General features: G+C 67.4%; 8 protein-coding genes, 1 tRNA gene and 1 pseudogene. 3 read left to right on the forward strand and 7 right to left on the reverse strand.

Going from position 1 to position 6,961, the window contains the following annotated elements:
* Window positions 1-351 precede the first annotated feature (351 nt).
* Window positions 352-978 (reverse strand): class I SAM-dependent methyltransferase, encoded by a 627-nt coding sequence (locus tag E8F11_RS23365; protein WP_280291281.1) that lies wholly within the window; start codon window positions 976-978, stop codon window positions 352-354.
* 165 nt (window positions 979-1,143) lie between these two features.
* Here E8F11_RS23365 and ada point away from each other — a divergent pair, with 165 nt between their 5' ends.
* Window positions 1,144-2,208, forward strand: a complete 1,065-nt coding sequence (gene ada, locus E8F11_RS23370) for a bifunctional DNA-binding transcriptional regulator/O6-methylguanine-DNA methyltransferase Ada (protein WP_280291282.1) — start codon at window positions 1,144-1,146, stop codon at window positions 2,206-2,208.
* Window positions 2,205-2,423 (forward strand): annotated as a pseudogene (locus E8F11_RS23375) (Ada metal-binding domain-containing protein); the annotation flags it as partial. The gene ada and the pseudogene E8F11_RS23375, both read left to right, overlap by 4 nt.
* A gap of 53 nt (window positions 2,424-2,476) precedes the next feature.
* Here E8F11_RS23375 and E8F11_RS23380 read toward each other — a convergent pair.
* On the reverse strand, window positions 2,477-3,451 hold the full coding sequence (locus E8F11_RS23380) for a tRNA-dihydrouridine synthase (protein ID WP_280291283.1): 975 nt from the start codon (window positions 3,449-3,451) through the stop codon (window positions 2,477-2,479).
* 126 nt (window positions 3,452-3,577) lie between these two features.
* On the opposite strand from E8F11_RS23380, the gene E8F11_RS23385 reads away from it, so the two are divergent.
* Window positions 3,578-3,970 (forward strand): hypothetical protein, encoded by a 393-nt coding sequence (locus E8F11_RS23385; RefSeq protein ID WP_280291284.1) that lies wholly within the window; start codon window positions 3,578-3,580, stop codon window positions 3,968-3,970.
* 3 nt (window positions 3,971-3,973) lie between these two features.
* Here the strand turns inward: E8F11_RS23385 and E8F11_RS23390 are convergent, their stop codons facing one another.
* From E8F11_RS23390 to E8F11_RS23410, 5 genes are all read right to left on the reverse strand, one after another.
* Entirely contained in the window at window positions 3,974-4,423 is a 450-nt protein-coding gene (locus E8F11_RS23390) for a thioesterase family protein (RefSeq protein WP_280291285.1), read from the reverse strand.
* Window positions 4,420-5,070 carry a bifunctional 4-hydroxy-2-oxoglutarate aldolase/2-dehydro-3-deoxy-phosphogluconate aldolase gene (locus tag E8F11_RS23395; RefSeq protein ID WP_280291286.1) on the reverse strand — a complete coding sequence of 217 codons (651 nt, stop codon included), beginning with the start codon at window positions 5,068-5,070 and terminating at the stop codon, window positions 4,420-4,422. The genes E8F11_RS23390 and E8F11_RS23395 overlap by 4 nt, the downstream gene beginning before the upstream one ends.
* 116 nt (window positions 5,071-5,186) lie before the next feature.
* The gene (locus E8F11_RS23400) at window positions 5,187-6,035 is read right to left on the reverse strand and encodes an alpha/beta fold hydrolase (RefSeq protein ID WP_280291287.1); all 849 of its coding nucleotides are present in this window, start codon (window positions 6,033-6,035) and stop codon (window positions 5,187-5,189) included.
* Window positions 6,036-6,046: 11 nt separating this feature from the next.
* Entirely contained in the window at window positions 6,047-6,586 is a 540-nt protein-coding gene (locus E8F11_RS23405) for a TetR/AcrR family transcriptional regulator (protein WP_280291288.1), read from the reverse strand.
* A gap of 175 nt (window positions 6,587-6,761) precedes the next feature.
* Window positions 6,762-6,837, reverse strand: a tRNA-Glu gene (locus E8F11_RS23410).
* Between the last annotated feature and the right edge of the window lie 124 nt (window positions 6,838-6,961).

Here is a 6,961-nt window from a genome sequence, read left to right on the forward strand (position 1 = left end):
GGCATCCATGCCGCTCGTCCCCCTGCGCAACGCTTCCGCTCGGCCTGCTGACGGGGCGGAGTCCTCGCCCCACCTCTTCTGCATAGCTTCAGGCAATGAGCAGGCATCAGGATTGCTGCGCCCTGTCAGGCGCGAGTCACCCCTCTACCCCTGGGGCGAAGAGGCACGCTGTCGGAAGCAACGCTTCCGGTGCCGATGAGCGACTGAGCGCGAAGCGATCAGGCTGGGGCGCAGGGCGGGGGCCGGGGGTGAGGGATGTATCAGGCCGGTGCGGAGGCCTGAAAGACCCGTGCTAGAGACTTCTGTTCGGTATTGCAACAGCTAACGCAGACATAGCCAATGATTTCGCCCCTACACCTTGCGCCACACACTCGCCAACCAGGGCTGTTGCTCCCTTGGCAGCCCCGCGGGACGGTAGTAATGCTCCAGAGCTTCGAAGCCGGCGTATTCCAGCAGCGCTTTCCAGGATTCGTAGTCGTGCCAGGCGCCATAGCGGTTGCCGCTCCAGCCTTCATCATTGCCGCCGCGCGGGTTGGAGCTGAAGAGCACGCCGCCGGGCTTCAGGGCGGCACGGAGTTGGCGCAGGACGCGGGGCAGTTCCTGGCGCGGGACGTGGAACAGGCTGGCATTGGCGAAGATGCCGTCGAAGCGCTCGGCGGGGAGTTCGAGGGCGAGGAAATCCTGCTGCCAGACCTCGCAACCCGAGTCGGCCCGCGCCATGGCGACGAAGCTTTCCGCACCGTCGAGACCGATGGCGCAGTGCCCCAGGGAGGTGAGCGCGCGCAGGTCGCGTCCCGGCCCACAACCGAAATCGAGGATGGTGAAGGGCGCGTTGCCTCGGATATGCCGCAACAGGGCCTGGATGTTCTGGCTCACGTCGTGGTCGCGAGTCCCCTCGCGAAAGCCCTCGGCATTGCGGTTGTAGTCGTCCAGGGTGGTGGCGGTGATGCTGGCGAGGTCTTCGGGGCGCAAGGGCATCTTCGACTCGGACACAGGTGGGAAGAGATGGAAGATTCTACCGCCTCCGCAGCCCGGCTGGACCGCCCCGCTCCATGCCGCCGAATTCGACCGCAAGAGCCGGGATGCGGGACCGCCATTCGCCGCATACTCTCTGCCATGACCGAACAGCATGCGGATGAGCCCATGAAGCCTTCAGCCAAGATCGCCACCGAACAGGACCCGCGCTGGGCCGCGGTACAGTCGCGCAACCCGGCCGCGGACCGGCAGTTCGTCTATGCGGTGAAGACCACCGGCGTCTACTGCCGGCCGAGCAGCCCGACCCGTCTGCCGCGCCCGGAGAACGTGGAGTTCTTCGATAGCGCCGAGCAGGCCGAAGCCGCCGGCTACCGCCCCAGCCGCCGCGCCGCCGCCGATATGACCAGCGTCGCCGCACAGCATGCGGCGCTGGTTTCCGCCGCCTGCCGGCAGATCGAGTTGGCCGAGGACACCCCCGGCCTGGACGCCCTGGCCGATGCGGCGGGCATGAGCCCCTCGCACTTCCACCGGGTGTTCAAGGCCGTTACCGGGCTCACGCCAAAGGCCTACGCCCTGGCCAAGCGAGCCCGGCGCGTGCGCGACCAGCTCGGCCCGGGCGCCTCGGTGACCGAGGTGCTCTACGACGCCGGCTTCAACTCCAACAGCCGGTTCTATGCCGCCTCCACCCAGGTGCTGGGGATGAAGCCCGCCGACTACCGCGCCGGCGGCACCAATGCCGAAATCCGCTTCGCCCTCGGCGAATGTTCGCTGGGCTCCTTCCTGGTGGCACAGAGCGGCATAGGCGTCTGCGCCATCCTCCTCGGCGACGACCCGGACGCCCTCCTGCGCGACCTGCAGGACAAGTTCCCTCGCGCCCGGCTGATCGGCGGCGACAGCGACTTCGAGCAACTGGTGGCCAAGGTGATCGGCTTCATCGAAGCCCCGGCCCTGGGCCTGGACCTACCCCTGGATGTGCGCGGCACGGCCTTCCAGGAACGGGTATGGCAAGCACTGCGGGAAATACCGCCGGGCAGCACCGCCAGCTATGCGGAAATCGCCGAACGCATCGGCTCGCCTCGCGCCGTGCGCGCCGTGGCCCAGGCCTGTGCGGCCAACAGCCTGGCGGTGGCCATCCCTTGCCACCGGGTCGTCCGCAGCGACGGCAACCTGTCCGGCTACCGCTGGGGCGTGGAACGCAAGCGCCTCCTGCTGGAACGCGAGGCCGAGGGGTGAAACGCTGGCCCCTGCTGGGCGCGGACGGACTGCCCTGTTCCAGCTTGCGCCCCGGAACCCTGGGCGGGCACCGCAGGAGCCGCATCTACGGCCGGCTCGACTGCCCTGCCGCCCTGCGCGCCATTGCCCGGGGCGGTTATGTGAAAGAGCGGGTGTTCTTTCTCGATGAAACCACCGCGCAAGCGGCGGGATACCGACCCTGCGCCAAGTGCATGAGGGAAGGCTATCTGCAATGGAAGGCGCAGCAACAACGCAACCCGCCGGGGCCTCAGACCGCCTCGGCCCAGGCCTCTTCCAGGCAGGGAGCACCCAGCAGCGCATCGATGCGCGCGCAATCGTTCTCACGACGGACCTCGGCGAACAGCGCCACCGCCTCGGGATAACTGCGGGTGAGCATACCCAGCCACTGCTTGAGGCGCCCCGGTGCATAGCGCGGCGCCAACTTGCGCCGGGCCTGGCGCCAGAAGTCCTGCAATAGCGGCTGCAATTCTTCCCAAGTCATTTCCACCACCGGCCGACCCGCACGTGCCGCGGCGATTTGCCGCGCCAGGTCGGGGCGCGATACCAGGCCGCGACCGAGCATGATGTCCTCCACGCCGCTCACCTCTCGGCAGCGCCGCCAGTCGTCCAGGTTCCAGACTTCGCCGTTGGCGAACACCGGCACCTTGACCGCTTCCTGCACCCGCGCCACCCACTCCCAGTGCGCCGGCGGCTTGTAGCCCTCGGTCTTGGTCCGCGCGTGCACCACTATCTGCTCGGCACCGCCTTCGACCAGGGCCCGCGCGCAATCGAGCGCGCCGTCCGGACTGTCGAAGCCGAGGCGCATCTTCGCCGTCACCGGAATGGCCGCCGGCACGGCACGGCGTACCTCGCGGACGATGGCGTGGAGCAGTTCGGGCTCCTTGAGCAGCACCGCACCACCACGGGATTTGTTCACTGTCTTGGCCGGGCAGCCGAAATTGAGGTCGATCACCGGCGCGCCCAGCTCGCAGGCGAACGCCGCGTTCTCCGCCAGGCAGACCGGGTCGGAGCCCAGCAGTTGCACACGCATGGGCGTGCCGACGCGGGTGCGCGCGCCCTGCGCCAGCTCGGGGGCCAGTTTCTCGAAGGTGCTGGCCGCCAGCAGGCGGTCGCAGACCCGGATGAATTCGGTCACGCACCAGTCGATGCCACCGACACGGGTCAGCACATCGCGGAGGATCTCGTCGACCAGTCCCTCCATGGGGGCCAGGGCGATTTGCATGGATGACAGGCTCACAGGAAAAAGGCGCGTAGTTTACGCAGCAAGACGGACGGCGAGTATCCCGGGGAGCATCCGGCTGGACTGATGGTCGAATTTTCACCCATTCGACGCAGGAGAACTGCCAGGATGAATTCGCTCGTCCCCGTCCTTGCCGCCCTTATGCTGGCGACCACCGCGGTATTCGCCGCCAGCGAGGCGATCCTTTCGCCCCCGTTGCAGCCGGCGCCGGACGCCCTTGGCGAACTGCTGGTCAGCCGCGACGAGAATGCAGCGAACGCCTGCGACATCGAACTCTATGTACAGAACGAGCTGGTGGCGCAGATAGCGCCGGGCCAGTCGGTGAGCGTCCCGGTGCCCGCCGGGGAAATCGCCGTGCGGGTGGCCCAGAACGGCTCCGGCTATTGCAGCGACAAGGCCACCGGCAGCCCGCAGTCGGCGATCATCCAGCCCGGCGAAGTCCGCCACTTGCGCATCGTGCAGAACCAGCACGAGGTATTCCTCGCGCCGGCGGCGGATTGACCCTCAGAGCTCCATCGGGAATGGCAGCTGCAGCGCGCGACCATAACCCTCGACGAACTCCTCCGGCATGCGCTTGGGCTTGCCGCTGGAGAGTTCGATGCAGACGAAAGTTGTCCTGGCCCGCAACAGAGTGGAGCAGTCCTCCGGACGCACCAGCTGGAAGCGCCGATCCATCTTCAGCCGATGGTCCGACTCCACGATCCAGGTGGCCATCTGCAGTTCCTGGTCCTCGTAGGCGGCGGCCAGGTAGTCGATCTCGTGACGCAGGACCGCCATCGCGCGATCCAGCCGCCGGTACTCGGCCAGGTCCAGGCCCAGGTTCTGGGAATGGCGCCAGGCGCAGCGCTCCAGCCAGCTGACGTAGACCGCATTGTTGGCATGGCCGAGGCCGTCGATGTCGTCGGCAGCGACCTTGATATCGATGACGAAGGGATTGGGCATGTCCCAGTTCATGGGTGGAGCTCCAGGCTGGAGGCCAGTTCGCGGGCTTCGCTGGCGAGTTGGGTGATCTGATCCCAGGCGCGGGCGCGGATCAGGTTCGACGGGGCGATCCAGGTGCCGCCGACGCAGGCCACATTGGGCAACCCCAGGAAGGTCAGCAGGTTGTCCGGGGTTATGCCGCCCGTGGGGCAGAAGCGGATGCCGGTGAAGGGCCCCTTGAAGCTTTTCAGCATTTTCACGCTGGCATTGCCATTGGCCGGGAACAGTTTCAACGAGCGGTAGCCGTACTCCAGCGCCAGCAGGACTTCGGAGGGCGTCATCACGCCGGGCAGATAAGGCAGGCCGGAATCCTCGGCGGCCGCGGCGAGGCGCTCGGTGCAGCCGGGGCTGACGGCGAAATGCGCCCCGGCGTCGCGCGCCTCCAGGAATTGTTCGGTGTGGATCAGGGTGCCCGCCCCCACCAGCAGGTCGGGGAATTCCTTGCGGATCGCCGCCAGCGCTTCCAGTGCCCGCGGTGTACGCAGGGTCACCTCCAGCACTTCGACGCCGCCGGCACGCAGCGCCCCCGCAAGGTCCAGGGCCAGCGCGGTATCCTCGATCACCAGCACGGGCAGAACCGGTCGCGCCCGCTGCAGCACCACATCCATCGTCAGGCTCATGTCAGTTCTCCCATTGCAAAGTCCCCAGGCCCATGTCGACGGCGACCATGCCGGGCCGGTGAACCTTGGAAGTAGAGCACTGACGGCGGGTCACCTGCCAGTCCCGCGCACGGGTTCTAACACTGCGCGGCGGCCACACCCCTCGCCTCGGTTTCGCGAAGCTCCTCCAGCAGCCCAAGCACCGCACCGATCAGTCGCGGATCGGCCAGCAGGCGCTGGTGGCCGCCCCGCTCCAGACGCAGCAGCTGGCTGTCGAACCAGGCGTCGTGGATGACCCGGGCATCGTTCGCCGGCACCACGGGGTCATCCTCGGCGTGCACCACCAGACCGGGAATATCCAGTTGGTAGCGCTTCACGTCGAGGTGCGCCGCCGGCATCCCCGCATGGGTTTCCACCTGGCTGACGAAGTGCGCCCGCGCCTTGGGCGGCAGGCCCATGTAGCTGGCGAAGCTGCGTAGCGGCCCGAGGATGCGGCTGGGGGCGGAAATGCTCACCAGCGCCCTGGCACGCAGGCCCATCTGGCTGGCCAGCAGCGCGCTGGCGCCACCCATGGAGTGGCCGATCACCGCGTGCAGCTGCGGCAACTCGCCGGCGGCCTCCAGCAAGGCTCGGGCGAAGAGCACCACACTGGCTTCACGCCCTGGCGAACGACCGTGGGCGGGGGCATCCAGCGCTACCACGCCGTAGCCGGCACCGACCAGGGCCTCGATCAGGCTGGCGAACTGGGTCGGCCGCCCTTCCCAGCCGTGCATCAGCAGCACCGTGGGGCCGCTGCCCCAGCGCAGGGCGGACAGGCCGAAGCGCAGGGTAATGCGCTCAGCGCTACCGAGCAGCGGCATCTCCCAGTCCCGCGGCGGCAGGTTGCGCGGCGTCATGAACTGACGGCGCATGCGGCGGGCGACGGTCTTCGGCGCCAGGCGGCCCAGGGTGGCGTGGAATCCGCGGATCAGACTCAGGTTGTTCATCGTTCGGCTCCTCAGATCACCGCCGACTTGGCGGCGCGCAGTACTCGGTCGGACAGGTCGCCGGGGCCCAACGCCCGCGCCAGGGCCAGTCCACCCACCATCAGGGCGAGGTCGGCGAGCGACTTGTCGGCCTCCTCGGGGGTTTCACACATCTCGGCGCTCATCAGTTCCAGGTGCTCCGCCAGGAGGGTCCGATAGGCTTCCGGCAATTGCGGCAGCGCCCCGAGGGAGCTCGGCAGCGGGCAGCCGGAACGGGTGGAGTCGCGGTGCTTGCGCGACAGGTAGAAGCCGGCGGCCAGGGCGCGGCGCTCCACGCCGGGCAAGGTCCGGTCGACCTGGGCCATCAGCTCCCGGCGCTTGCGCAGCAATTGCTCGAAGACTTCCAGCATCAGCGCGTCCTTGCTGGTGAAGTGGGCATAAAAGCCGCCCACCGTGAGTCCGGCGGCGCCCATCACATCGGCCACCCCCGGCTCCTGCGGGCCGCTTTGCAGCATGGCCGAGGCGGCGGCCTGAAGAATGCGTTGGCGGGTCTGGGCTTTCTTGTCGCTCATGACGGCCTCCAGTTGAATTACAGCCATAATATTATTTGCATAATACAAATTGGCAAGGCGTTCCTTGCACCGTTCGTCGGCACGGGTCAGAGGGTTTTGGGAGGCCAGAAAAACAAAAGGGCCATCCCAAACTGGAATGACCCTTGAAAAGCCCGCAGAGCGGGAAATCGGAAAGTGGCGTCCCCTAGGGGACTCGAACCCCTGTTACCGCCGTGAAAGGGCGGTGTCCTAGGCCACTAGACGAAGGGGACAGAACCTTCGAACAGCAGGGCCAGCAACTGGGCTGGCCCTGAGTGATGCGCAAGGCATCGATTTGGTGGAGCTAGACGGGATCGAACCGTCGACCTCTTGCATGCCATGCAAGCGCTCTCCCAG

The sequence above is a fragment of the Pseudomonas sp. BN417 genome, assembly GCF_029871205.1.
Classification (GTDB): domain Bacteria; phylum Pseudomonadota; class Gammaproteobacteria; order Pseudomonadales; family Pseudomonadaceae; genus Metapseudomonas.

Bases quoted from the DNA above. Each gene is read 5' to 3' on its own strand.
- E8F11_RS23385 (WP_280291284.1), top strand. From the start codon at position 3,578: ATGAATTCGCTCGTCCCCGTCCTTGCCGCCCTTATGCTGGCGACCACC.
- E8F11_RS23395 (WP_280291286.1), bottom strand. From the start codon at position 5,070: ATGAGCCTGACGATGGATGTGGTGCTGCAGCGGGCGCGACCGGTTCTG.
- E8F11_RS23380 (WP_280291283.1), bottom strand. From the start codon at position 3,451: ATGCAAATCGCCCTGGCCCCCATGGAGGGACTGGTCGACGAGATCCTC.
- E8F11_RS23365 (WP_280291281.1), bottom strand. From the start codon at position 978: ATGCCCTTGCGCCCCGAAGACCTCGCCAGCATCACCGCCACCACCCTG.
- E8F11_RS23405 (WP_280291288.1), bottom strand. From the start codon at position 6,586: ATGAGCGACAAGAAAGCCCAGACCCGCCAACGCATTCTTCAGGCCGCC.
- E8F11_RS23400 (WP_280291287.1), bottom strand. From the start codon at position 6,035: ATGAACAACCTGAGTCTGATCCGCGGATTCCACGCCACCCTGGGCCGC.
- ada (WP_280291282.1), top strand. From the start codon at position 1,144: ATGAAGCCTTCAGCCAAGATCGCCACCGAACAGGACCCGCGCTGGGCC.
- E8F11_RS23390 (WP_280291285.1), bottom strand. From the start codon at position 4,423: ATGAACTGGGACATGCCCAATCCCTTCGTCATCGATATCAAGGTCGCT.